Source organism: Streptococcus peroris ATCC 700780, from assembly GCF_000187585.1.
GTDB classification, from domain to species: domain Bacteria; phylum Bacillota; class Bacilli; order Lactobacillales; family Streptococcaceae; genus Streptococcus; species Streptococcus peroris.
On sequence record NZ_GL732463.1, the window covers coordinates 1240944 to 1265951 of the forward strand.

Annotated in this window: 20 protein-coding genes, 3 tRNA genes and 2 pseudogenes; 8 read left to right on the forward strand and 17 right to left on the reverse strand. The window is 33.5% G+C overall.

Annotation, left to right across the window (positions count from 1 at the left end):
* Positions 1–65 precede the first annotated feature (65 nt).
* From ftsH to htrA, 15 genes and pseudogenes are all read right to left on the reverse strand, one after another.
* Positions 66–2024, reverse strand: a complete 1959-nt coding sequence (ftsH, locus tag HMPREF9180_RS08065) for an ATP-dependent zinc metalloprotease FtsH (RefSeq protein WP_006146036.1) — start codon at positions 2022–2024, stop codon at positions 66–68.
* A gap of 16 nt (positions 2025–2040) precedes the next feature.
* Positions 2041–2583, reverse strand: a complete 543-nt coding sequence (hpt, locus tag HMPREF9180_RS08070) for a hypoxanthine phosphoribosyltransferase (protein ID WP_006146037.1) — start codon at positions 2581–2583, stop codon at positions 2041–2043.
* Positions 2584–2587: 4 nt separating this feature from the next.
* Positions 2588–3865, reverse strand: coding sequence for a tRNA lysidine(34) synthetase TilS (gene tilS / locus HMPREF9180_RS08075; RefSeq protein WP_006146038.1), 1278 nt, complete (start codon positions 3863–3865; stop codon positions 2588–2590).
* Positions 3862–5130, reverse strand: coding sequence for a serine hydrolase (locus HMPREF9180_RS08080; RefSeq protein ID WP_006146039.1), 1269 nt, complete (start codon positions 5128–5130; stop codon positions 3862–3864). Before HMPREF9180_RS08080 ends, tilS begins: the two co-directional genes overlap by 4 nt.
* Positions 5123–5245, reverse strand: coding sequence for an SP_0009 family protein (locus HMPREF9180_RS10495; RefSeq protein ID WP_006146040.1), 123 nt, complete (start codon positions 5243–5245; stop codon positions 5123–5125). Before HMPREF9180_RS10495 ends, HMPREF9180_RS08080 begins: the two co-directional genes overlap by 8 nt.
* Positions 5246–5251: 6 nt before the next feature.
* On the reverse strand, positions 5252–5620 hold the full coding sequence (locus tag HMPREF9180_RS08085; RefSeq protein WP_006146041.1) for a septum formation initiator family protein: 369 nt from the start codon (positions 5618–5620) through the stop codon (positions 5252–5254).
* A complete protein-coding gene (locus tag HMPREF9180_RS08090) occupies positions 5613–5879 on the reverse strand; it encodes an RNA-binding S4 domain-containing protein (RefSeq protein WP_006146042.1) in 267 nt (88 codons plus the stop codon). The genes HMPREF9180_RS08085 and HMPREF9180_RS08090 overlap by 8 nt, the downstream gene beginning before the upstream one ends.
* 63 nt (positions 5880–5942) lie before the next feature.
* Positions 5943–9446, reverse strand: a complete 3504-nt coding sequence (gene mfd / locus HMPREF9180_RS08095) for a transcription-repair coupling factor (protein ID WP_006146043.1) — start codon at positions 9444–9446, stop codon at positions 5943–5945.
* On the reverse strand, positions 9439–10008 hold the full coding sequence (gene pth / locus HMPREF9180_RS08100) for an aminoacyl-tRNA hydrolase (protein ID WP_006146044.1): 570 nt from the start codon (positions 10006–10008) through the stop codon (positions 9439–9441). Before pth ends, mfd begins: the two co-directional genes overlap by 8 nt.
* 72 nt (positions 10009–10080) lie before the next feature.
* Positions 10081–11196: a redox-regulated ATPase YchF gene (ychF, locus tag HMPREF9180_RS08105; RefSeq protein ID WP_006146045.1), complete on the reverse strand. Its 1116-nt coding sequence runs from the start codon at positions 11194–11196 to the stop codon at positions 10081–10083.
* Between the two features lie 84 nt (positions 11197–11280).
* Positions 11281–11475, reverse strand: a complete 195-nt coding sequence (locus tag HMPREF9180_RS08110) for a DUF951 domain-containing protein (RefSeq protein ID WP_004250933.1) — start codon at positions 11473–11475, stop codon at positions 11281–11283.
* A 66-nt stretch (positions 11476–11541) separates the two neighbouring features.
* Positions 11542–12678: a DNA polymerase III subunit beta gene (dnaN, locus tag HMPREF9180_RS08115; RefSeq protein ID WP_006146046.1), complete on the reverse strand. Its 1137-nt coding sequence runs from the start codon at positions 12676–12678 to the stop codon at positions 11542–11544.
* Positions 12679–12836: 158 nt separating this feature from the next.
* Complete coding sequence (gene dnaA, locus HMPREF9180_RS08120; protein WP_006146047.1) at positions 12837–14195, reverse strand: chromosomal replication initiator protein DnaA; 1359 nt, start codon at positions 14193–14195, stop codon at positions 12837–12839.
* 210 nt (positions 14196–14405) lie between these two features.
* Positions 14406–15164 (reverse strand): annotated as a pseudogene (locus tag HMPREF9180_RS10025) (ParB/RepB/Spo0J family partition protein).
* A 56-nt stretch (positions 15165–15220) separates the two neighbouring features.
* On the reverse strand, positions 15221–16405 hold the full coding sequence (htrA, locus tag HMPREF9180_RS08130; protein ID WP_025168741.1) for a serine protease HtrA: 1185 nt from the start codon (positions 16403–16405) through the stop codon (positions 15221–15223).
* Positions 16406–16589: 184 nt separating this feature from the next.
* Here htrA and rlmH point away from each other — a divergent pair, with 184 nt between their 5' ends.
* From rlmH to HMPREF9180_RS08165, 7 genes and pseudogenes are all read left to right on the forward strand, one after another.
* The gene (rlmH, locus tag HMPREF9180_RS08135; RefSeq protein ID WP_006146050.1) at positions 16590–17069 is read left to right on the forward strand and encodes a 23S rRNA (pseudouridine(1915)-N(3))-methyltransferase RlmH; all 480 of its coding nucleotides are present in this window, start codon (positions 16590–16592) and stop codon (positions 17067–17069) included.
* A gap of 41 nt (positions 17070–17110) precedes the next feature.
* A tRNA-Arg gene (locus HMPREF9180_RS08140) sits at positions 17111–17184 on the forward strand.
* A 166-nt stretch (positions 17185–17350) separates the two neighbouring features.
* On the forward strand, positions 17351–17476 hold the full coding sequence (comC, locus tag HMPREF9180_RS08145; RefSeq protein WP_006146051.1) for a competence-stimulating peptide ComC: 126 nt from the start codon (positions 17351–17353) through the stop codon (positions 17474–17476).
* 21 nt (positions 17477–17497) lie between these two features.
* Positions 17498–18817 (forward strand): annotated as a pseudogene (comD, locus tag HMPREF9180_RS10030) (competence system sensor histidine kinase ComD).
* Positions 18814–19566 carry a competence system response regulator transcription factor ComE gene (comE, locus tag HMPREF9180_RS08155; RefSeq protein WP_006146054.1) on the forward strand — a complete coding sequence of 251 codons (753 nt, stop codon included), beginning with the start codon at positions 18814–18816 and terminating at the stop codon, positions 19564–19566. Before comD ends, comE begins: the two are co-directional and overlap by 4 nt.
* Positions 19567–19617: 51 nt before the next feature.
* Positions 19618–19689, forward strand: a tRNA-Glu gene (locus tag HMPREF9180_RS08160).
* Between the two features lie 5 nt (positions 19690–19694).
* Positions 19695–19768: transfer RNA gene (locus tag HMPREF9180_RS08165), tRNA-Asn, on the forward strand.
* A gap of 45 nt (positions 19769–19813) precedes the next feature.
* Here HMPREF9180_RS08165 and HMPREF9180_RS08170 read toward each other — a convergent pair.
* Positions 19814–20350 (reverse strand): TetR/AcrR family transcriptional regulator, encoded by a 537-nt coding sequence (locus tag HMPREF9180_RS08170; protein WP_006146055.1) that lies wholly within the window; start codon positions 20348–20350, stop codon positions 19814–19816.
* Between the two features lie 128 nt (positions 20351–20478).
* Here HMPREF9180_RS08170 and HMPREF9180_RS08175 point away from each other — a divergent pair, with 128 nt between their 5' ends.
* Positions 20479–23133, forward strand: coding sequence for a YhgE/Pip domain-containing protein (locus HMPREF9180_RS08175; protein WP_025168742.1), 2655 nt, complete (start codon positions 20479–20481; stop codon positions 23131–23133).
* A 138-nt stretch (positions 23134–23271) separates the two neighbouring features.
* On the opposite strand, the gene HMPREF9180_RS08180 is transcribed toward HMPREF9180_RS08175, so the two are convergent.
* Positions 23272–24894: an ATP-binding cassette domain-containing protein gene (locus tag HMPREF9180_RS08180; protein WP_006146057.1), complete on the reverse strand. Its 1623-nt coding sequence runs from the start codon at positions 24892–24894 to the stop codon at positions 23272–23274.
* Between the last annotated feature and the right edge of the window lie 114 nt (positions 24895–25008).

Here is a 25008-nt window from a genome sequence, read left to right on the forward strand (position 1 = left end):
CATGAAATAATTTCTCTTATTTTTAAATAAAAAGAGACGACACTACTGCCATCTCTTTTTATCTATTAGTTTTCTTCAGCCATTTTTGATTTGACTTCTTCATAAGACAGTGCTCGTGACTCCTCTTCTGCATCTTCAGGCATTTTACCTGTTTCATAAAGAGATTTAATTTGTGTACTATCCAATGTTTCATATTTCAACAATGCTTCCGCAATTAGCTTATGCGTTTCACGATTTGATTGAATAATTTCAGCAGCCTTGTTGCGTGCTTCATTCAACAATGTGCGAACTTCTTCGTCAATTTCATAAGCTGTTCGTTCTGAAATAGATTTTTGTGGTGTTTGAGCACCAAACATTGCATGATTTCCTTCGTATTGAACTGGACCGAGTTTTTCACTCATTCCATACTCAGTAACCATAGCACGCGCCATCTGAGTCGCTTGTTCAAAGTCATTGGATGCTCCGGTTGTTTGAACGTTAAAGATGATTTCTTCTGCGACACGTCCACCCATCAAACCAGCTAATTGTTCTTTCATATCTTCTTTGGATAGTAACATTTGATCTTCTTTAGGAAGAGCAATCATGTACCCACCTGCACGACCACGAGGAACAATTGTTACTTTATGGACAACACGCGCATTAGATAAGACAAGACCAACAATCGTGTGTCCTGCTTCATGGTAAGCAACCATTTCACGTTCTTTTTGAGAAACTGTCTTATCTTTCTTAGAAGGACCAGCGATAACACGATCTTCTGCCTCATCAATATCAGAAGCGTCAATTACCGATTTATTACGACGAGCTGCAACTAAAGCTGCTTCGTTCAATACATTTTCTAAATCAGCACCAACAAAACCTGGAGTCTGTTGTGCTACCAATTTCAAGTCTACATCTTCTGCTAACGGTTTATTTTTAGCATGGACTTTCAAAATCGCTTCGCGTCCCTTAACATCTGGACGACCAACTAATACTTTTCTATCAAAACGGCCTGGACGAAGAAGTGCTGGATCTAGAACATCTGAGCGGTTCGTTGCCGCAATGACGATAATTCCTTCATTCCCTTCGAAACCATCCATCTCAATCAAGAGTTGGTTCAAAGTTTGTTCACGTTCATCATTTCCACCGCCAAGACCGACACCACGTTGACGACCAACAGCATCGATTTCATCGATGAAGATAATAGCTGGTGCTGCTTTTTTAGCATCTTCAAAGAGAGAACGTACACGGCTTGCACCAACACCGACGAACATCTCCACGAAGTCAGAACCTGAAATACTAAAAAATGGTACGCCAGCTTCTCCTGCAACTGCTTTGGCGAGTAATGTTTTACCAGTCCCCGGAGGTCCTTCTAAGAGAACACCAGCTGGAATACGGGCGCCCAATTTTGTAAATCGTTTTGGATCTTTCAAAAATTCAACAACTTCAACAAGTTCTTGTTTTTCTTCCTCAGCTCCTGCTACATCTGAAAAGCGGACTTTGATATCCTCTTTATTAGCAGCTTTAGCTTTATTACGTCCAAAACTCATTGGATTGCGTCCGCCATTTCCTCCCATATTCCCCATCATAGAAAATAGGAAGAAAAATAAAATGGCAAATGGTACTACTGAAACTAGGATGTTAATCCACATCCTAGTTGAGCTTTCATGCTTCACTTCAATTTGTGTTTGATGTTCACCAGCTAGTTTTTGCAAATCTGCTACAGTAGTATCTGATGGAAGAATAATACTTGTAAATTTCTCTACTTTTGTTGCAGAAGGTGTGAACAACCGAATACCTGTTTCCGGTTGTTCTGTTTTAGCAGTTTTATAGACACCAGAAACTTCGATGACACTACCACTTGGTTGATAGGTCATTTCTTTTACATTGTCGCTAGTAATTTCCTGCACCAATTCTGAGTATTTAATTTGTTGACTATGTCCTGCTGCTCTTCCAGCAAAGAAATACTGGAATCCAGTGACTATCAAAAAAATCATCAACAAATAAAGAAATGGATTTTTTATAAAACCATTATTTTGTTTTTGCATTCAATAACTTACCCTTCTATTTTGAGTAAACTTCCTCTTTCAATACACCTACATAAGGAAGATTACGATAATTTTCATTGTAGTCTAAGCCATAGCCTACAACAAATTCATTCGGAATTGTAAAACATGTATAATCTGCTTCGATATCTACAGTACGACCTTCTGGTTTATCAAGCATTGTAACAATCTTAACTGATGCCGCTTCTCTAGCAGTAAACATATCTCTCAAACTTTTTAAGGTTTGACCGGTATCGATAATATCTTCCACAAAAATAACGTGTCGACCTTTAATATCTTGAGTTACATCTTGTTTAATGTTAATAACCCCGCTACTTACAGTACCTCCATGGTAACTGGAAACCATCATAAAATCCATTTCAAGATGAGTATCAATATATTTGACTAATTCTGCCATGAAAGGAATAGACCCTTTTAAGATTCCAACTAAAATTGGATTTTTCCCTTCGTAATCTCTTGTCAATTGAGCACCTAGTTTTTTAGCTGCTTCTGTAATTTCATCTTGTGAAACCAAAATCTTCTTGATATCTTGTTCTAACATGATTTTACCTATCTATTTTTTCTATATAAAGTATAGTGTTCATTATATCATTTTTCGTTTTTTTACTCAAATCGCTAGTTTCAATTCCTAAAATTGAATAAATTTCTCCAAATTGCTCTATGATAATGGCATTCTCCCGTTTTTCTATAGGAATTTTTAAATCAATAAAAAGTCGTCTTAGTTTTTTTCGGTGACCATTTTTTATCAAATAGTCACCTGGTTGTCGATGCCGTAGAATCAATGATGCTTCACAAGAAATATTGATTTTTTGAATATTTTCACCTTTTAGAGGAATCCCAAATGAAAATAAGTAACCTTCATAATGAACTTGATTTTGATATTCTAACACACATTCATTACTTTTTTCATCAGACTTTGGTCTGATTTTACAAATTTGAAAACGCTGATATTCCTTTACGAGTTCATAACCATTTTTTAATAAATGACGATATTGACTCTTGGTTTTTAAAATATGATGAACCTGTTGGAATTGTTCTCTTGTAATATTTAAATCTGGAAAATGACTAAGATATTGCTGCAATAAAACTCTCTGTGTTGCTTCACTAAAAGATAAAAACTGTGTTAAATCTTCCACATCAACCGTTTTAGAGAATTCAGAAAGAACAATTTGATAGTCAGATACTTCTTTTCCAAGTTCTAAAAACGCTCTCTTTACCTGAATATTTTCTTTTTCTAATTGTGGTAAGTAAATATTACGAACACGATTACGAAAATAGGAATTTTCTTTATTCGTCGCATCTTCAAAATGCTCAATTTCAGGAAAATCCTTTTTGTAAAAAGATAGCAAAGGACGAATCAACTCTCCCTTATCAAACTCTTGTCTTTCTTTAATAGCTGATAAATGCTGTAACCTAACACCTCGAATCAATCGCATAAAAATCGTCTCAGCCTGATCATCTGCATGATGAGCTGTTACAAGAGCTGTAGCAACTGTTTGTCTCATTACTTTTTTTAAAAATTCATAACGAAATTGACGAGCATTTGCTTCCGAAAAATCTCCAGTAAAATGAGCTACATAAATTGGAACTCCAACTTGTTCAGCTAGTTTTCTCAATTCATATTCTTCATTATCCGATTCTGGTCGTTGTTTATGATTCACATGAGCTAAAAATAATTCAATTCCAAGTTCTTTTTGATAGGTTGAAAGGAGATGAAAGAGAAACATCGAATCCAATCCACCAGACAAGGCTAGCACAACTCTTGAATGATGTTTAAAATAACCTTTCTCTAGAAAATGATTTAAAAATTCTCGGTCTCTCATTTTAGGACCTCGTAGACATCCTTAGCAATTTTAGAAATGGTATCATAATCAGAATTTTTAGTAAAAATCGAAATAATGAACGGAGAATCTGTGTAGACTACCGCCACATCGTGTTTAAATTCATCTGCATCCCCAATTTTATGGGCTACCTTAGCAGAAATATTTTTAGCAATACGCTGATTATCAAAAGAAGTTTGTGATAAAGATTCTAAAACAAAACCATTTTGATTGTAAATAGATTCCATAACTTGTCCAGCCATTTTAGCTGAAGCAAGCTTATCATTTACATCCCATTCATTACCAGCAATCGTAGTCATTTCTTTTTTAAAGGCGTCATCTGATTTATTCGTAACATAATAAGCAAGAATATTATGAGCCACATTGTCAGACTCTTTTGCAGTTTTTGTGATTAAATCTTTGATTGTGTACTCTTTATTATCCGCTGTTTTAGGGAGACTGCCACTTCCTTCTGGTTTATAAGAACCAGGGAAATCATTAACTTCAGGAACATACTTCAATTTCGTGTCAAGTTGATAATCACCCTGATTAATTTTCTCCTGAACATAATAAAGATAAGGCAATTTCATAACACTAGCAGCGTACATTTTTTGCTCTTCGTTAATCCCAGCTTCCTTACCTGTACTCAATTGTTTCACATAAATAGAAAACTGTTCATTTTGATATTTTGCAGATAGTAACTCTTGTACTTTCTGGATTCTATTATCATCATTAGAAATATAATCCGTCGAAATCCAACCAGCTTGTTTGATATGTAAGAATTCACGACCTTCAGCAAAAATAGACATATCTGCTTCAACTTCTTGATAAGGCGCTAAAGTAGACTTTAATTCTTGTTGATCATAAGGACTATTATAAACGACAAATCCTGGTTCTAGCCATACTCGCTTAGAAAAATCGTTTACGATAGAACTATCGTATAAAAGTCGTTTATCAGCCATTACAAATTGATTATTTGACAATTTAAAGACAGGCTGTCCTTGTTTATTTAATCGCCATTCTAAAACAGATAATTTTGTTTCCGCATTGACTTTTCCTGATTCTTTAATCAGGTCTTCTGTAGAATAAACTGGCGTCTCACCATAAAATTTTGGAGATTCTATAATATCTTGATAATAAAAATGATACGAAGCGTGGGTTAAGGAATAAACTTCTTGGTTTGGAAGGATAACTGGATTCTCAGTGCTTACTACTTGAACACTTTTTAGGAAAATTGGAAGTAGTAATATCACTAAAAATTTACGCATTCTTTTTCCCCTCTTCTTCTTGCAATCGTAACAGATGATTTTTTTGAGATAATTCCTCCAATTTTTCATCTGATTGACTTAAAAATTGTTCAACAATCTTTAATAAATTTTCCATTTCACATTACCTAGGAAGTAAGTCCGGAATTGTATAAACTTCCTCCCATGATTTTGAATAATAATATTTTGCACGGGAATATTTAGCCGCATAAGATTCATCTTTTAGCTTAGTTGCTAAACTAGCTTCTTTATCCTTTTCATCGCTCAAATTCTGGTATTGTTTTTTCAAATCCGTTAATTGCTGGCGACGTGTTAGTAATTGTTGATAACTTTGTGCTAAATTGTAAGTTGGCAAGATAAATAACAACATAATCAAAATCAAAACCCAACCCATAAAACGATTGCGTTTTTGACGTTCTTCCATCATATATTTACGTCGTTGATGTTCGTTTTGAATAAAAGAGTTATTCATTTGGACTATTTTTTTATACATCGCCTTCTACCCTTGTTTCACTAATGATTTCATACATTCCAGCTGCATCTTCTTTTTTAGTGCTATCTTTCATTTCCAGCACCTTTACAAGTAACAATTTATTTCCGAAGCGAATTTCAACCTGATCATTGATTTTTAAATCTGTTGAACTTTTAGCAAGGATACCATTTACCTTGATTCGCCCCTTATCTGCAACTTCCTTAGCCACTGTACGGCGTTTAATAATTCGTGATACTTTTAAATATTTATCTAATCTCATCTTAATACCTCAAATTATTATTGTACCATTTTTATCCCTTTTATAGAAGAAAAAAGGTAATCCTTAATGTGACTCTTTTAAGTCTTTTATCTTCGCTAACGATTCTCCAAAGGTTAAGAGTCCTTCTAAAATCTCATAGTCTTTTTTATTTCGAATGTCAAAAACAACTTCGATTAAACCTTGATTTTCAGAAATATTAGCCTTCAAACTTGTCTGAGAAAGAGCCTGGAAATAATCTTGGGTTAAAAATAATTGTTGCGATATTTTTTCAAATTGAATAACAAGCTTATTATTTCTTCTTTCAACACGATTGACAAATACTTTATCAAGATAAGCTTTAGCTAATCCAATTTCCAAAAGATAAGCAACTACATCTGGATACTCTCCGAATCGATCTATCAACTCATCTTGCAATTCTTCGTAGTTGATACGATTATCAATTTGACGAATTCTCTTATAAATTTCAATTTTATGTCGTTCATCTGAAATGTACTCATCCGGAAGATAAGCATCAATTTGTAGAATTAACTCAGCATTCCCTTTTTCACGATTCTTGTCAGTTCCATTTTTCTTAGCAATTGCTTCGTCCAGTAACTGAGAATACAATTCAAAACCAACAGAATCGATAAAACCAGACTGAGAGCTTCCTAAAAGATTTCCAGCTCCACGAATGGATAAATCACGCATAGCAATTTTGAAACCAGAACCTAATTCGGTAAAACCTTTGATAGCTTCTAATCTCTTTTCTGAAACTTCTGTCAAAGATTTGTCTGGTCTATACATGAGATAAGCATAAGCAATTCGATTACTACGACCAACCCGGCCTCTTAATTGATACAAGGTTGACAAGCCCATATGATCTGCGTTTTCAATAAATAAGGTATTAGCATTTGGAATATCTACACCTGTTTCAATGATTGTCGTAGTTACTAAAATGTCATATTCGCCTTCAATGAAATCAAGTAGTGTATTCTCCAAACGAATTTCACTCATTTGACCATGAACAAAACCAATAGAAGCTTCAGGAATTAGTTCTTGTAATTCTGAAACCTTCTTTTCAATCGTGTCAACTTTATTGTAAAGATAGTAAACCTGACCACCACGATCAATTTCTCTCAATACAGCATCTCGAATGACATGATCATTTTGTTCAAGAACATAGGTTTGAACGGGATATCGATTGGTTGGAGGAGTTTCGATGACAGATAAATCTCTAATACCTAACATAGACATATGGAGGGTTCGAGGAATTGGTGTAGCTGTCAAGGTTAAGACATCAACCTTCTTTTTTAATTCCTTGAGTGCTTCTTTATGTTTAACACCAAAACGTTGCTCCTCATCAATAATGATTAACCCTAAATCAGCAAACTCAACATCTTTAGACAAAACTCTATGAGTTCCTATCAAGATGTCCACTTGACCTTTTTTTAATTTCTCAAGTGTCTCAATCTGTTCTTTTTTACTTCTAAAGCGACTCAAAACATCTACGTTTACAGCAAATTGCTCAAATCTTTCCTTAAAATTACTGTAATGTTGTTGCGCAAGAACTGTTGTTGGAACTAAAACTACTACTTGTTTATGATTATTGACAGCCTTAAATGCAGCTCGCATAGCAACTTCTGTCTTACCAAAACCAACGTCTCCAACTAAGAGTCGATCCATAGGTTGAGGAGTCTGCATATCTTTTTTGATTTCTTCTATACTTCGTAGTTGATCTTCAGTTTCAACATACGGAAAAGCCTCATCAAAAGCAACTTGATCTTCATCATCTTTTGAAAATGCATACCCTCTAAGTTGACTTCTCTCAGCGTACAATTTAATTAAATCATCTGCGATATCTTCAACTTGATTTTTAACTTTTTGCTTAGCCTTTTTAAAATGCCCATCATTTAGTTTATTTAATTTTGGAGCCTTTCCATCACTTGAAACATATTTAGATAAGGTTTGAATTTGTTCTACAGGAATAGAAATACGATCGCCGTTTTGATATTGAATAGTCACATAATCTCGGTGAATACCTTTGATTTCAATCGTTTCTATTCCTAAATATTGACCAATCCCATGAATTTGATGAACAACATAATCGCCTTTTTGAAGCTCATTATAGTCCTTTAATCTCTCAGCATTGCTGATATTTTGTCTTCTATATTTACGTTTAACCTTCTTTTTGAAAATTTCATATTCAGTTATAAATACAAGATTTTCATCTACAAAGTGAAAGCCATGACGAAGATTTCCTTCAACAAGGTTGACAGTTCCTTTACAGATATCACTTTTGTTACTACTGTCAACTTTAATACCGTATTCATCAAGAATAGTCGATAATTTTTTAAGTTCAGTTTTGCTACTTGACTGAAGAACAATCGTATACTTCAATTTTTTATAACGCTCAATTTCTTCTTTTAAAAAAGAAAATTGATTGAAAAACTCTTGCATTGGATATTGATTAAATTGATAAAGATGTTCAAATTTTAGATTTCCAAGTCCCTTTTGAAAATTAGAAAAGAAGCTAACTGGTAAATATTTTTTAAACTGACTTTCTACATCAGCAAAATATTGTAAACTTGATACAGCTTTACTATTGTGTAAATCCTCTGTAAAGTAGCTAGCTGTTTCCTTATCAAAAGCATCGTACTGGTTCATGATTTTTTGAAAATCATCAAATATAACAGGAACTTGATTCAAATAGTCTATCAAGGTCCACTGTTTTTTATAAAATACAGACAAAAACTTGCGAATATCTGTATGAAGAACTTGCTCTTTCGTACAACTAAAAACTTCTTCTAGGTAAGACTTTAAAGTTGGAGAAAGTGCCTTATCAATCTCATGTTCTAAAAATTTCTGACCACGATGATAATCTTCATTCGTTAACAAAATATCACTAGCTGGATAGATTAGTACTTGAGTTTTACTATCTTTCGATAATTGAGTTTCAGTATCAAATTCTCTAATCCCATCTATTTCATCACCGAAAAATTCAATTCGGTAAGGAGATATTTGTGAGGTTTCAAAGATATCTAAAATATCTCCTCGAAGACTAAATTCACTTTGACTCTGAACTTGTGTAACTTTCTTATAACCTAGGGAAATCAACTGATTTTTTAGTTCGTTTTGTTCACATTCTTGGCCAATTTCAAGTTTTAACATACTATTGTCAAAAACTTGAGGATCTGGTAAAAATAAACGACTTGCTGCGACGTTACAAACTAAAATCCCTCTTTGAGATTTATCTCTTAGAAAACGTAAAGCTTCTACTCTGGAAAAAATCTTTTCTTGAGATGATACTAAAAATTCTACCATAGGTGAATCATCTACCAATAATGGATAGACCATATCAGAACCCAGGATAGAAATTAAATCATTCACTAGACGTTCAGCTTCTCCATATGTAGAGGTCATCACTAAAATCTTATTTTGACTTTTTACACTGCTTGCAATAGCTAAAGACTTTGCTGAACCAGAAAGACCGAGTAATAATTGTCTTTGTTTAAGAGATAAATGCTCATTCCATGATTGTATCTGCTTATTTTCTAGAAAGAAATCGATTAATGACATTTCCTTACCCATTATATTTCTGCATCGTTTTTTCAAAGTTTTTTTCTTGTAAATAATAATTTACAGCATCGTCAACTTTGTCAATTGACTGTAAAATATCAATATAATCTTCTTGGTCAAACTTACTCAAAACATGATGAACTACTGACATCCCTTTTTTAGGCCTTCCAATACCAATCTTTACACGATTGAAAACCTGTGTACCAATATGTTGAATAATTGACTTAATTCCATTATGACCACCCGCTGATCCCTTAACACGAAGACGAATTTTTCCAACCTCCATGTCAAGATCATCGTAAATGATCAGTAAATCCTCAATATCCAAACCATAGTAAGTTAATAAGGCATGTACAGCTTTTCCACTCTCGTTCATAAATGTTGTTGGCTTCACCAGATAAATTTTTTCTCCATTAAGGAAAAATGAAGCTAGTTCAGCTTGAAATATCTTATCATGTGTAAAGGAGACATTCTGTTTTTTAGCTAATTGGTCAATCAACATAAAACCAACATTATGCTTTGTCTCAAAATATTTATCCCCTGGATTTCCCAATCCTACAAGTAATTTTGTCATTTAAATTTCCTTTCAAAAGCCAAAAGGGTTGGAATTTTTTTCCAACCTGATTGACACTATTAAAAATGTTGATTATACGTTAAAGCGGAACTCCATGATATCGCCATCTTGAACGACATATTCTTTTCCTTCTTCACGTAAACGTCCAGCTTCTTTTACAGCCTTTTCAGATCCGTATTTAATCAAATCGTCATAAGACATGGTCACTGCACGAATAAATCCTTTTTCAAAGTCTGAGTGGATAATTCCAGCTGCTTGAGGAGCTTTCATGCCACATTTAAAAGTCCAAGCACGAACTTCTTTTTCACCAGCAGTGAAGTAAGTTCCAAGTCCAAGTAAATGGTAAGCTGCACGCGTCAACTTATCCACACCTGATTCTGTCAAACCAATGGCTTCAAGAAACTCTTTTTTATCTTCATCGTCTAACTCAGAAATTTCTTCTTCAGCACGCGCAGAAATCACCACTACCTCTGCATTTTCTGTTGCTGCAAATTCACGAATTTGTTTTACATACTCGATAGAGTCTGGATCAGCAACCACATCCTCATCCACATTCGCTACATAAAGAACTGGTTTAGTGGTCAAAAGGAAAAGTCCTTTAACCACTTTTTGTTCTTCTTCTGTAAATTCAATGGTACGAGCTGATTTTCCGTCTTCCAGAACTGGTTTGATTTTTTGAAGAACGTTAAATTCTGCAACTGAATCCTTATCCTTTTGTGTACGGGCGATTTTTTCCACACGCGCATAGCGTTTGTTGATAGATTCTAAATCTGCTAAAATCAACTCCAAATTAATCGTATCAATATCTGCAAGCGGATCTACAAAGGCATCTTCACGTCCTTGCTCACGCATGACATTTTCATCATCAAAAGCACGAACTACATGAACAATGGCATCAACTTCACGGATGTTGGCCAAGAATTTATTACCGAGACCTTCTCCTTTTGATGCACCTTTTACAATCCCTGCAATATCTGTAAATTCAAAAGTTGTTGGAACTGTCTTCTTAGGAGTAATCATTTCCGTCAATTTTTGGAGACGTTCATCTGGAACTTCTACCATCCCGACGTTTGGATCAATCGTCGCAAATGGATAGTTTGCAGCTTCTGCTCCTGCTTTTGTAATTGCATTAAATAGGGTTGATTTACCAACGTTTGGCAAACCCACGATACCTGCTGTTAAAGCCATAATTTCTCATTCTCCGTTCACATTTCAATCTTCAATATTATAACACAAAAAGGGAAAACTTGCTAACCCTCTAACTCCTTGCATTTAGTCGATAATTTTACTCATTTTTCTTTCAAAATCATAGCGACTCATCATGACAACATGATCACAATTACTGCATTTTATTTTGATATCTGCACCTAGACGTGTAATTTCCCAACGATTAGCTTTTTTGCCTGTAGATTTGATTGTACAAGCATGTGGTTTTTTCATTTCAACAAAATTTCCAACTTGATACATACTACTCTCCTTTTCATATTTCTGATTATATCATAAAAGAGGTGAGCTAGGCTCAACCTCTTTAACTTAATTTGTACGAACTGGTGTAATCAGCTGCATGAAATCTTCATCTGTATCAGCTGGTACCAAGGTAAATGGACGAACTGCTGAAATAAAGCTAATTGTTACCTTTTCACTATTCAAAGCTTTTAGTGCTTCAATCAAGTAAGTTGGGTTAAAGCTAATAGTTAAATCTTCACCAGATACAGCAATTGTATCGATTTCTTCATTTACTTTACCAACTTCTGGAGAATTTACATGAGCTGTAACTACTCCTTGTTTGATTTCTAATTTTACAGTTCCATTTTGAGTAGCACTTGATAGAAGACGTGAACGTTCCATAGATTGACGTAGATTCACAACATCAAAAGTCACTGTCGTATTAAAATCTGTTGGAATCAGACGATCTGTATCAGGATAATTACCTTCTAAGAGACGTGTATAGAAGCTAATATTTTCGCTTCTAAAGAGAATTTGGTTGTTTGCGAAGAAAATCTCTACTGTTTCAATATCGTCCGTAAAAACAGCCGAAAATTCGCGTAGAGAGCGACTTGGGATGACAACATCAAAATTATCACTATTTTTTTCAAGCGTCAATTTCTTCTGACTGAGACGATGTGAGTCTGTTGCAACTGTTTTTAACTCTTTGTGATTACTCAAGACAAAGTGAACACCAGTTAAGATAGGACGACTTTCTTGCACACTAGCAGCAAAGGCAGTTTCATTGATAATCTTTTTAAGAAGTTTTGTTTCAAGAACTAAAGGATTACTTGCTGCAATTTCTTGGATACGTGGATACTGCTCGCTATCTTTTCCTTTAAGAGTAATTTCTGATTTTCCACTTGTTAGTACAATTTGATCTTGTTCGATTTCTTTAAAATCAAGAGTCACATCTGGAAGACTAGAAACAACATTGATAAAGAAAGAAGCTTCTAGAAGGATAGAACCTAATGAGTTAATCAAAAGACCTGCGTTTTCGTCTTTTTGAGAAATGAAGTTTTCAATTGAAATTTGACCATTTGAACCAATCAATGTAATTCCTTCATTATTCACATCGATTTTGATAGTTGATAAAACAGGAATAGCATTTTTTGAACTAATAGCTCTTTTAGTAGTATTTAACGCTTGTAGAAATAAATTTTTATTAATTGAAAAATGAATCATGGATTCTCCTTTATTTATTTTTATAATTAGAAAGAAAATAGTAATAATAGAGTGTGTGAAATCTGTGGAAAAAATAGCTTGATAGGCAGAATATAAACTTTTTTGCTTGTTTAAAAAATGTGTATAAAAAAGATTAAAAAGTAAAAGTTATCCACAAGTTATTTTATTTTCTTTTTGATAGCTTCGATTTCTAAGCGGAGATTGTTATCTTCCTCAATCAAAGATTTAATTTTAGCGTGGGCATGAATGACTGTAGTGTGGTCTTTTCCCCCAAATTCTTTTCCAATTTTTGGAAGACTATTATCGGTTAGTTCTCTTGCTAGGTACATAGCTACTTGTCTTGCTAAAACAATGTTTTGAACACGCCTTGTTCCTTTTAGTTCTTTTACACTAACACCATAAAAGTTTCCTACTTCAGTTTGAATCTTTTCAATTGGAATAACGAGCATTTGGCTAATATCTTGTTTGCGAGCTCGTATGGCTTCTGCAGCAATATCAATTGTGATATCAGTAATTTTCTTTACTCTAGCAATTAAAGTAATATCATTAATTGCTCCTTCAAGTTCACGAACATTAGAATCAAATTGACCTGCTAAGTATTCCAATGTATCACTTTGAAAATTATAGTCTAAATTTTCAGTCTTACTTTGAAGAATAGCAACACGTGTTTCAAAGTCAGGAGGAGTAATTGCTTGAGTCAATCCCCAGCTAAAGCGCGTGACAAGTCTTTCTTCCATTCCTTCTAATTGCTTAGGACTTCGATCACTAGTTAGGACAATCTGTTTTTGTTTATTATGAAGGTCATTAAATGTATTGAAAAACTCTTCTTGCGTTGCAACTTTTTTTCCACTTAGAGACTGAATATCATCAATCAACAAAAGATCGAGGTTTCGGTAAGTCTTTTTAAATTTTTCCATTTCTCCAAGTCTTAAATGATCAAGAAAGTCATTTATAAAACTTTCTGCAGGAATATACTTAACACGCGCACTAGGAATATTTTTTAAAATTTCATTACCAATAGCATTGAGCAAGTGAGTTTTACCAAGACCAGGTCCTCCGTATATAAAAAGAGGGTTATATGTAAGTGCTAAATCTTCTGATACAGCTAATGCAGCCGATTTTGCCCAAATGTTTCCATCTCCTTGGACAAAATTATCAAAGGTATAGTTTTTATTAAGTCCTGTTTCTGAATAAGGAATAGATTTTATAGTTTGTTCTTGTTGTTGACTACTATTTTCAACAGTTGTTGTTATATCGGAGGAGTCAGAATCTTCCTTAGTCAATACATATTGCGCTTTTATCTCAGTATCATAGATTTGGAAACCAACAGCTACAATAATATCATTGAGTTTTGTACTCCAAACCATTTCCATTTCAGATCTTGGCAAAAATATGGTAGCTACATTTTCCTCGACCTTTATTAATTCAGCAGGTGTTACATAGAAATCAAACATTGATCGTGTCAATCTTTCTTTAGCTAATTCTAAAATCTGATTCCAAAATTGTTTTTCTTTCAATAACAAACTCCTCCTTTTCTAAAAGGTATAATCTTATACCTATTTTACCATATAGTAAGCATTTTTTCCACAACTTGTGAAAAACAATCCACAATGTTTAAAAGATTTATCCACAACTTGTGGATAACGGCTATTATTTGTGATTTTCTTTGTTTTATTTATATTTATTAGTGGATAAGTCTGTGAGTTGAGGAAAATAAAATAACAGCCTTATTTCAGGCTGTTAATAAAACGTTGATACTCTTCTTGATTATGAAAAGAGATAGTTATTTTTCCTGCCTCTTTTTTTTGAAGAAAGATTTGGACATCTAATCCCAACAATTTTTTTAAATTTTCTTCTTCTTCCTTGATAAAGTAATCTTTTTCTTTGCTTTTTTCTTCTTTTTTCTTCTTGAACTAGACGTTCTACCTGTCGAACTGATAAATTATCTGTCAGAATATGATGGAGTAATTTTTTTGTTCTTCAACAGGTAGTTGAATTAGAAGTCTAGCATGTGCTTGAGATAATTTTCCAATTTCTACTTCCGTTAGAATAAAATTAGGTAGTGTTAGTAAGCGAACAATATTTGTAATATAGGGACGTGATTTTCCCATTTTATCAGCAATTTCTGCGTGAGTATACCCTTTATCAATTAAAGATTGATAAGCTTTTGCTTCCTCAATCGGATTTAAGTCTTCACGCTGCAAATTTTCAATGATTGAGTGAATCATCATATCCTGATCAGAAAGTTTTTTGATGATTACAGGAACTTCTGATAATCCAGCTACTATAGATGCACGATATCGTCTTTCTCCAGCTAGGATTTCGTATCCAATAACTGGAGATTGACGAACGATAATCGGTTGAATAAGACCATTCTCTTTGATAGATTGAGCAAGTTCTTTTATTTTCTCTTCTGAAAATTCTTTTCGAGGTTGATAAGGATTTTTTTGAATGTCACTTATACGAACTAGTTTAAATTCTTCCATATTTCTACAGTATCACAACTTTGATATTCTGTAAAGTAAGTTTACAAATATGTAAACTATTGATTTAAATCGCTAGTGCTCTTGTCCAACTTGATTTTAGTTGTTTCTTCTTTACCATTTCGGTAATAAGTTACAGTTATTTCATCTCCGATTGAGTGACTATATAGAACATTTTGCAATTCAGTAGTAGATGAAATCTTAGTATCATCTACTTTTGTGATAACATCATATTGTTGTAAATGTCCATTTGCAGGCATGTTTTTTTGAACAGATCGAACAGCTACACCAGAAGTGACTTTATCAGGAAGTTTCAATTTTTTAATATCAGCTGTGCTGAGGTTTGTTAAATTAACCATGTGTATACCAAGCGCTGGACGAGTTACTTTTCCGTCTTTTTCCAACTGTTTGATAATATTCTTAACATCATTTGCAGGAATAGCAAAGCCGAGACCTTCTACGGATGTTCCACCATTAGAGGCAATTTTACTTGATGTAATACCGATTACTTGTCCTTGAATATTGATTAAAGGACCACCTGAGTTACCAGGGTTGATGGCTGTATCTGTTTGGATAGCCTTTGTAGAGATAGCTTGTCCATCTTCAGATTTTAAAGAAACATTTCTATTCAAACTTGACACGATTCCTTGAGTCACAGTATTAGCGTATTCAGAACCAAGAGGACTTCCGATTGCGATTGCTGTTTCTCCAACTGTTAGTTGGTCAGAATCACCAAATTCAGCTACGGTAGTCACATTATCTGCAGCAATTTTTACAACTGCAATGTCAGAATAAGTATCAGAACCCACAATTTCACCAGGGACTTTTGTGCCATCTGCTAAACGAATATCCACTTTTTTAGCGCCATTAATAACGTGAGTATTGGTTACGAGGTAAGCAAAGTTACCTTCTTTTTTATAAATAACTCCAGAACCTTCGCTCGATACTTGCTCAGTATTTGTATCTGTATCAGTTTCTGCAGATCCAAATAAACTGTTTTGGGAGTTTGCAGAGTAAGTAATGACAGATACTACAGCATTTTTAACTTTATCGACTGCCTGTGTGGTTGAGTTTTCGTTTTTTACAGCTGTTTTGCTGACAGTGGTGGTATTTGTTGGACTAGTGTTTTGTTTTTGACTGAGTTGCAATGTCGTAAAACTACCTAAAACACCACTAAAAAAGCTAATGAGAATGATTAATAAAAGTTGTCCGATTTTTTTTGAAATATTTTGTATTTTTTTCATAGATTCCTCCATGTTTGATTTATTAGCAAAAGTATAAGATTATTAACTTAATCCTAACTTAAAAAAGTTTAAGTTTTAAACAATCTGTGGAAAACTATTAAAATCTTGTGAATCTATTGCTATTTTATCTGTTTTTATTTGTGAATAGGATGTGAATAGAATACGATTATGATAAAATAGAAGCATGAAAATTAAAATTGTAACAGTTGGAAAATTAAAAGAAAAGTACCTAAAAGATGGAATCGCTGAATATTCTAAAAGAATTTCTCGTTTTGCTACTATAGAAATAATTGAATTAGCTGATGAAAAGACACCTGATCGTGCTAGTGATTCTGAAAATGCAAAAATCTTGGATGTAGAAGGAAATCGAATCCTTTCAAAAATTGGAGATAGGGAATTTGTTGTTGTCCTAGCCATTGAAGGAAAAACTTTGTCTTCTGAAGAATTCAGTAAACAGTTGGAACAAGCATCTATTAATGGTTTTTCAACCTTAACTTTTGTGATAGGTGGAAGTTTAGGATTATCCAATGAAGTGAAAAAACGAGCCAATTTATCTGTAAGTTTTGGTCGTTTAACTCTCCCACATCAATTAATGCGTCTCGTACTGACAGAACAGATATACCGAGCTTTTACCATTCAACAAGGTTCCCCTTATCATAAATAGGATTGACTATTTTCGATTATTTTGATAAGATAAATTAGTTGGGTCTCATAGCTCAGCTGGATAGAGCATTCGCCTTCTAAGCGAACGGTCGCAGGTTCGAATCCTGCTGGGATCATATACTAGATTTATCGCTGGGTTTTCCCAGCGTTTTTTGTAAAAAAATTGCATTTCAGGTACAAAAAAGTACAGTTGAGAATGAATGATTCTAAAGTAGTCTCCATTTTGTATAATAGGTTTGTAAGTTAATTTACAGAAAAAACAAAATCAAAGGAGACTTTCGTATGAAAAAAACAGTTAAATTGGAACAGTTCAAAGAACTTACAGAAAAAGAATTGCAAGAAATTCAAGGTGGGGATAGAAGAATTACTTCTTTTTTTGCAAATCTTTTTCAAAAAAGGAAAAAATAGATAACATTCTAGGGAAACGTGATGGATTTATTGAAAATACTCATAGTTATTCTTCATATTCTTATTCTAACAAATAGCTATGAACTAATTTGTAAGGTAACAAAAAAAGAAAGATATTTGTTTATTTTTTGGGTTTTTATATTACAGATTATAGTTGAAACTTTATTACATTTTATTTCTTTAGATGGATTTGGAATGGAAAAAATTTCATTTACCTGTATTATCTTTGCTTATCTAATTGGATTAAAAAAATATGATAAGTGCAAGGCTATTTTTATCAGTCTTATATTATCTTTATTATATCATAGCACTCATACTTTTTTATCAGTAACTTTATCTTCCATAATAGGAGATTCTTTCGTAACAAAATATGAAGATATCTTTTTTGTAGTAGTTTTATTACTAACTTATTTTATTATTAAAAAAATTATTACTTATTTTCACCTTGAAGTTAAATATTTCGATAAAGATTACCTCTATCCATTTTTTAAAAAAGTTATACTTGCCTTCTTTGCTTTGCAGATTTTATTGTTCATTTCAGATATGGTTAGTATTCATTCGCATTTTAATAGTTTTGGTAGTATTTTAGCATCAATAGTATTTATTTGTTTATTGCTAACTTTCTTTGCGATGAATTCTTATAAGGTTCAGATTGAAAGAGAGATTGCTCTAAAACAAAAGAAATTTGAACAGGAACATTTACAGACTTACACTGATGAAATCGTTGGCTTGTAAAATGAAATTCGTGGTTTTCGCCATGACTATGCAGGAATGCTTGTTAGCATGCAAATGGCAATTGACAGTGGAAATTTACAAGAAATTGACAGAATTTACAACGAAGTTTTAGTGAAAGTAAACCAAAAACTGCGTTCAGAAAAGTATACTTATTTTGATTTAAATAACATAGAAGATTCAGCTTTACGAAGTTTGATAGCTCAGTCTATTGTATATGCACGAAATAATGACGTAGAGTTTACACTAGAGGTAAAGGATACCATTACAAGATTGTCAATTGATTTACTTGATCTTGTTCGTATAATGAGTGTTTTGCTGAACAACGCTGTTGAGGGGGCTGCTGAAAGTTATTTGAAACAAATGGAAGTTGCAGTGATTAGGATGGACTTGGAGACAGTTATCGTGATTCAAAATTCATGTAAAATCACTATGTCGCCTTCAGAAGATTTGTTTGAACTAGGTTTTTCTACTAAAGGTAGAAATAGAGGAATAGGTCTTAATAATGTTAAAGAAATTTTGGATAAGTATGAAAATATTATTTTAGAAACCGAGATAGAAGAAAGTACATTTAGACAGATTATTAGATTTAAGAGAGAATTTGAATGAAAGTATTAATTTTAGAAGATGTTATTCAACATCAAGTTAGGCTAGAAAAAACATTGGATGAAATTTCCAAAGAATTAAATATTCCTATTTCTTACAAAACAACAGGTAAAGAACGAGAATTTAAAGAATACATCGAAAATGATGAAGTAAATCAACTTTATTTTCTAGATATCGATATTCATGGAATTGAGAAAAAAGGATTTGAAGTTGCACAATTTATTCGCCATCACAATCCTTATGCAATTATCGTATTTATAACTAGTCGTTCAGAATTTGCTACCTTAACTTACAAGTATCAAGTATCAGCCTTGGATTTTATTGATAAAGATATCAATGATGATTTATTTAAGAAACGTATTAAAAAAAGTATCTTATACACCAAGAACATGTTGCTTGAAAATAAAGACGTTGTAGATTATTTTGACTATAACTATAAAGGAAATGATTTAAAAATTCCTTACCATGACATTTTGTATATAGAAACGACAGGAGTATCTCACAAGTTACGGATTATTGGTAAGAATTTTGCCAAAGAATTTTATGGAACTATGACAGATATCCAAGAAAAAGATAAAGATACTCAAAGATTTTATTCTGTTCATAAATCGTTTCTTGTCAATATAGGAAATGTTAGGGAAATTGATCGAAAAAATTTAGAAGTTGTTTTCTATGAGGATCATCGTTGCCCAATTACCCGCCTGAAGGTTCGTAAATTAAAAGATGTTCTGGAGAAAAAATCCAAAAAGTGATTGACAATCAGTAAGAAATTGATATAATGGTTATATCTGCTATAGATAGATGGTCCGTTGGTCAAGGGGTTAAGACACCGCCTTTTCACGGCGGTAACACGGGTTCGAATCCCGTACGGACTATATTATCCGCCATAGCTCAGTTGGTAGTAGCGCATGACTGTTAATCATGATGTCGTAGGTTCGAGTCCTACTGGCGGAGTCAGATTAAAAAGAACACTATTGGTGTTCTTTTTTTTTCTAATTTTTAATCTCCTAGCATTTTCATAAGAAAGTCTGTCATTTCTTGCGGACTTTCTTTTTTTCCATGAGCAATCCAAGTTTGACATACACCAAATAGCGCATTTGTTAGATAAATACTACTGTACTCCAATTCAATTTCGTTTAAATTTAACTGCATAAAGCGTTTTTGGAGATCTGTACTAAGCATGATGTGAAGTTTATTCCTTAGGAAATTCTGTATTTCTTTTGTACCATTTTCAGATAAGAGAGCAGCTAGCAATGGTTCAGACTCTAGGTACTCAAATACTTCTAAAATAGCATCTCTTTTATGATGAGCATGTTTTTGGAAAATATACTCAAAGGTATGAAAAAGCTTGCTTTGATAATGCTCAATCATATCATACTTATCTTTGTAATGAGTATAAAAACTAGAGCGACTAATTCCAGCTTTCTCAGCTAGTTTAACAGTAGAAATTTGATCAAATGGTTGATCCATCAATAATTGAACCATAGCATTCTCAATAGTATGTTTTGTTTTTAAGCGTTTGTTACTCTCTATCATAGTTCCTCCTCTTGAACAAAAATAGACGTAGTGTCTAAAATATAATTTTTTAACTTGTAATTTAGATTTTTTAATGTATAATCTATTATATCAAAATTTTAGACAATATGTATAAAAAAGGAGACAATATGTTTAAAGAATGGAAAGCAATATTTAAAAAACCAACCTTTATCATTGTAATGATAGGAATTTCTCTCATTCCAGCTTTATACAACATCATATTTTTATCATCTATGTGGGATCCATATGGACAATTATCTGAGTTGCCTGTAGCGGTGGTAAATAATGATAAGGAAGCGACTTACAATGGAAATACAATGGCTATTGGAAAAGACATGGTGTCTAATTTAAAAGAAAATAAATCCTTGGATTTTCATTTTGTAAATGAGGAAGAAGGTAAAAAAGGACTTGAAGATGGTGATTACTATATGGTAGTCACTTTGCCAAGTGACTTGTCTGAAAAAGCCGCTTCTATTTTAACAAATCACCCAGAACAGATGAATATTGATTATCAAACTTCTAGTGGACATAGCTTCATTGCAAGTAAAATGAGTGATTCTGCTATGACGCAATTAAAACAGAATGTTTCTGCCAGTGTAACTGAGACTTATACAAAAGCTTTATTTCAAAAGATGGGAGATTTAAAATCTGGTCTAACGAAAGCTGTAGATGGAAGTGAACAATTGGCCAACGGGGCTAGTCAGTTAGCTGAAGGAAGTCAAACATTGTCTTCAAATCTTGATACTTTAGCTAGTTCAAGTTTAACTTTCTCGGATGGAAGTGAACAATTTACAAAAGGCTTGACAACCTATGTGTCAGGAGTAAAGCAACTAAATAGTGGCTTAGGAACATTTAATGATGGGTTACAGAACTATACAAGTGGAGTTTCTCAGGTTGACAATGGACTTAATCAATTATCTTCCAAGACTCCTGAATTAGTAGCAGGTGTTAATCAATTAAATACTGGAATGAAGACATATGCAGGAGGAGTTTCGCAACTGAATACAGGTCTCAATCAATTTTCAGTTGGTGTCAATGCGTATACAAGTGGGGTTGACAAACTATCAGTTGGAGCAAACCAATTATCTAGTCAATCAGAAACATTAAGAGGTGGTATTACCCAATTAAATAAAGGGATTAAAGAAATTTCTACTCAATTGAATACTTCATCTCAACAAAAAGAGGAAATTTCTCAGTTAGCAACTAGTTTAGATGAATTAAATAAAGCACTTCAAGCTGTAACTATTTCAGAGAATACTGAACTTAAAAGCACGGTATCTAATAACTTAGCAAATATATCTACTCTTGCTCAAGCGATTGTGACTAATAGTCAAGCAGAGCAAGAGAGAAGTCTTACGAATCTTCAAGCAACAGCAACTTATCAATCTCTTACTGATACTCAGAAAAGAGAATTGGTTGGAGCTATTTCAAACAATTCTAATTCTACAATTGAATCAGCAAAAGAAATTTTAACAACAGTAGGAGACTTAAAAGTAAGTTTGGAAAGTGTAAACCAACCAGTCTCCAACCTTTCTACTTTACAGACGAAAGCAAACCAATTATTACCTGTAGCTTCTAGTTCTTTGACATCTATGTCAAGTGGATTTACACAGTTACAAAATGCTGTAGATAATCAGTTAGTTCCTGGAAGTCAATCAATTGAAAATGGTGTTAATGAGTATACTAAAGGGCTGGATACTATTTCTTTAGGTGTAAACCAACTAAGTGAAAAGAATACAGCTTTAACAACAAGTTTAGATCGACTGGTTTCTGGATCAAACAAGTTGACAGAAAACTCTTCAACCTTGACAACTGGTTTGGATACACTAGCTGGAAAAACTCCAGAATTAGTAACAGGTATAGAAAAACTATCATCTGGTTCTAGTCAATTAAACAGTAAGAGTTCAGACTTAATTGCAGGTCTTGATAAAATACAGTTAGGATCAAGTCAATTAACAGATAAATCCAGTCAATTGATTTCTGCTAGTTATCAGTTAGGGAATGGAGCAACAAAAATTGCAGATGGTGCTGGTAAATTAGCAGATGGTGGAGCAACTTTAACTGCTGGTATTGGAAGTTTACAGGTTGGTGTTTCTGACTTAGGAAAGGGATTAAGTAGTGCTAACAACCAACTAAAATCAGCATCAACAGATTCTAAAAATGCAGAAACACTATCTGAACCTTTGAGTCTTTCAAAAACAGACAATGATCGAGTACCTGTAAATGGAATTGCCATGGCTCCTTATATGATATCAGTCGCCCTCTTTGTTGCTGCATTATCAACAAATATGATATTTGCTAAATTGCCTTCAGGTCGTCATCCTGAAAGTCGCTGGGCTTGGTTTAAATCTCGCTTCGAGATAAATGGAGTTATAGCTGTTTTAGCAGGTGTGTTAGTTTATGGTGGAGTTCATCTTATTGGTCTAACAGCAAATTATGAAATGAAAACCTTATTCCTAATCATCATCGCAAGTTTGACCTTTATGTCGATGGTAACTGCTTTAACGACATGGAATAGTCGTTTAGGTGCTTTCTTCTCTCTTATATTGTTATTATTGCAATTAGCATCAAGTGCAGGAACTTATCCACTTGCTTTGACAAATGATTTCTTTAAGACTGTCAATCCATGGCTACCAATGAGTTATTCAGTTTCAGGATTGAGACAAACAATTTCTATGACAGGAAATATGCATCATCAAGTAGTTTTCCTTCTTGTAACTTTAGTTTTATTCATCGGATTAGGTATGCTAGCTTATCAACCTAAGAAAATGGTCGAAGATTAGATAGGTTTCACGTGAAACAATGGATATTTTCAATGTAAATTGATTTACAGATCTATCAACAAATAAGTTACAAGTAACTAACGATCTGAAAAAATAAAAACTCAGTTGGATTAAACCAACTGAGTTTTATAATCTAATTTAGTCTTTCCAAAGTTCTTTGACTTTTGCTTGAACTTCCTCATTTTCAAGAAATTCATCATAGGTTTCATCAATACGGTCAATTACACCGTTTTTAGACAAAACGATGATATGGTTAGCTAAAGTTTGAATAAATTCATGGTCGTGACTGGCAAAGATGATAGATTCTTTGAAGTTTTTCAATCCATCGTTTAGACTTGAGATAGATTCCAAATCTAAGTGATTTGTAGGATCGTCAAGTACAAGTACATTTGATTTCAAAAGCATGAGTTTTGAAAGCATGACGCGTACTTTTTCTCCCCCTGACAAGACGTTTACAGGTTTGTTAACCTCGTCTCCAGAGAAGAGCATACGACCAAGGAAACCACGCAAGAAGGTGTTGTCATCTTCTTCTTTACTTGCAAATTGGCGAAGCCAATCCAGAATTGATTCACCCCCTGCAAAATAGGCAGAATTGTCTTTTGGTAAGTAAGAGCGACTAGTTGTAACTCCCCACTTGACAGTCCCTTCATACTCGATATCCCCCATGATTGCACGAATCAATGCAGTCGTTTGAATGTCGTTTTGTCCGATAAGAGCTGTCTTATCACCTGGGCGTAGGATAAAACTGATATTATCTAAGATAATTTCACCGTCAATCTTGACAGACAAGTTTTCTACTGTCAAGAGATCATTACCAATTTCTCGTTCAGCTTTAAAGTTGATAAATGGGTATTTACGGCTAGAAGGAACGATTTCTTCCAACTCAATCTTGTCAAGCATTTTTTTACGTGAAGTTGCCTGTCTAGATTTAGAAGCATTTGCAGAGAATCGAGCAACGAATTCTTGAAGTTGCTTAATTTTTTCTTCAGCTTTTGCATTTCGGTCTGCTAGCAATTTGGCAGCAAGTTCAGAGGATTCTTTCCAGAAGTCATAGTTACCAACGTATAGTTTAATCTTTCCAAAGTCAAGGTCCGCCATATGAGTACATACTTTATTTAAAAAGTGACGGTCATGGGAAACAACAATAACAGTGTTATCAAAGTCAATCAAGAAGTTTTCTAGCCAAGTGATAGACTGAATGTCAAGACCGTTGGTTGGTTCGTCCAAAAGAAGAACATCTGGTTTACCAAAAAGGGCTTTAGCAAGGAGAACTTTCACTTTATCACCATTTGCAAGTTCACTCATATTTTGGTAATGTAAATCTTCAGGAATATTTAAATTTTGCAGAAGTTGTGATGCTTCACTTTCAGCTTCCCAGCCACCTAGTTCAGCAAATTCTCCTTCAAGTTCAGCTGCGCGAACACCATCTTCGTCTGAAAAATCTGCCTTCATATAAATAGCATCTTTTTCTTTCATGATGCTGTATAGTTTTTCGTTACCCATAATAACAACGTCAATCGCACGTTCATCCTCATAGTCAAAATGGTTTTGTCGAAGAACGGATAGACGTTCATTTGGACCAAGAGAAATATGACCTGTGGTAGGTTCAATGTCTCCAGCCAAAATTTTTAAAAATGTTGATTTTCCGGCACCATTAGCCCCAATCAAGCCATAAGTATTTCCTTCTGTAAATTTGATATTGACATCATCAAATAGTTTACGATCACTGAAACGTAGTGAAACATCTGATACTGTAAGCAATGTTTTTCTCCTATATGTGTATTATATTTATTCTACTAGAAAATACGGAAATATTCAAATTTTTGTCTGTCAATTTTCTGTAAAGAAGATTGACAATGCCTTTACAGTTGAAAG